The sequence below is a fragment of the Mycobacterium sp. TH-M82 genome, assembly GCF_057473605.1.
Genome location: NZ_JBYCKY010000006.1, coordinates 1 through 1452, shown reverse-complemented (window position 1 = coordinate 1452; position 1452 = coordinate 1). Strand labels below are relative to the sequence as shown.

Genomic DNA, 1452 nt, shown 5'->3' with positions numbered 1-1452 from the left:
CGGGGTGGCCGGCCAGCACGTCTTCGACCTCCTTCGGCGAGATGTTCTCCCCGCTGCGGATGATGACGTCCTTCACGCGGCCGGTGACGACCAGGTAATCGCCATCGACCCAATGTCCGAGATCGCCGGTGCGGAAAAACCCTTCCGCATCGAAAGATCCGTTGTCGTCCTCGGGATGCAGATAGCCGGCGAACATCTGCGGGCCGCGCGCCAGGATCTCTCCCGCACCGGCCGGCGCGGCGTCGTGGTCGACGACGGCGACCTCGGCCAGCCCGGGGCGGCCATCGGTGTCCGCGGCGTGATCGACGTCGTCTCGGCCGGGTGCGCCGACGGTGATCACCGGAACCTCGGTGCAGCCGTAGGCGCGGGTGACCACCGCCCGCTGGAAAAACGCCGCCGCACTGCGGATCAGCTGGGGCGGCACCGACGCGCCGCCGCAGACGAACACCTTCAGATCGGGCAGCCGGGTACCCGTGCGCTCCGCGGCGGCGAGCAGCTGCTCCAGAAACGGCGTGGCTCCGGCCAGGTGCGTGCAGCGGTTCGCCTGCATCAGCCGAGCAGCTTCGTCGGCGTTCCAGCGGTCCATCAGAATCGCGGTCGTGCCCAGCAGCAGCGGACATTCGAAGGCGTAGATGGAACCGCCGATGTGCGCGATCGGCGACGGCACCAAGAACCGGTCGCCGTCCTCGACCAGCCAGTGGTCGCGGATCTGGCAGATCAGCGCGTGCATCGAGTTATGGGTGTGCAGAACGCCTTTGGGCTTACCGGCCGTCCCGGACGTATACAGGACCATCTGGACCGCATCCGGGTCGACGGTGGGCAGTTCCCGGGGTCGCGCCGGGTCGGCCAGCAACTGAGCGTAGCCCGCATGGTGCCCGACCGCGCCGCGCACCACCACGACGTCGATCCCCAGCTGTTCGACCAGCGGTGCCACCATCGAGACGAAGTCGTGTCCCCGCCAGGTGGCCGGCACGAAGATCATCCGGCTGTCCACATCGGTGAGCAACACGCGCAGCTCCCGCTGCCGCAGCGACGGCAGGATGGGATTGACCACCATCCCGGCCATCGTCGTCGCCAGGTAGATCACTGCCGCCTCATGCCAATTGGGCAACATGAACGACACCACAGCACCATCCGGCAGCCGTGCCAACAACGCCTGCGCCAGCGCGCTCGCCTGAGTGTAGAGGGTCCGGCAGTCCAGCCGGACGTCGCCGTCGATCAACACCACCCGGTCCGGTCTGCGCTGAGCGGCATCGTGGAGCGAATCGGCCACCGTGCGGCGCACCCACCATCGGCGTGCATACGCCTCGGCTGCGCATTCCTCGTCCCAGCGAACCCACCGGCCGCCGATCAGTTTCCGACCGTTAATGGCATTCCTCCGGCGACCGCCGGTCAGGCCTGCACGATGATCGGATCGCCGATGTGCACCGTGTCGAAGTACCAGGCGGCGTT

At 68.0% G+C, this 1452-nt stretch carries 1 protein-coding gene; it reads right to left on the bottom strand.

Annotated features, from left to right (window positions below):
- A partial coding sequence (locus tag AC2VON_RS00090) for an AMP-binding protein (RefSeq protein WP_486951117.1) occupies window positions 1–1354 on the bottom strand: 1354 nt, incomplete at its 3' end.
- Window positions 1355–1452: the final 98 nt, after the last annotated feature.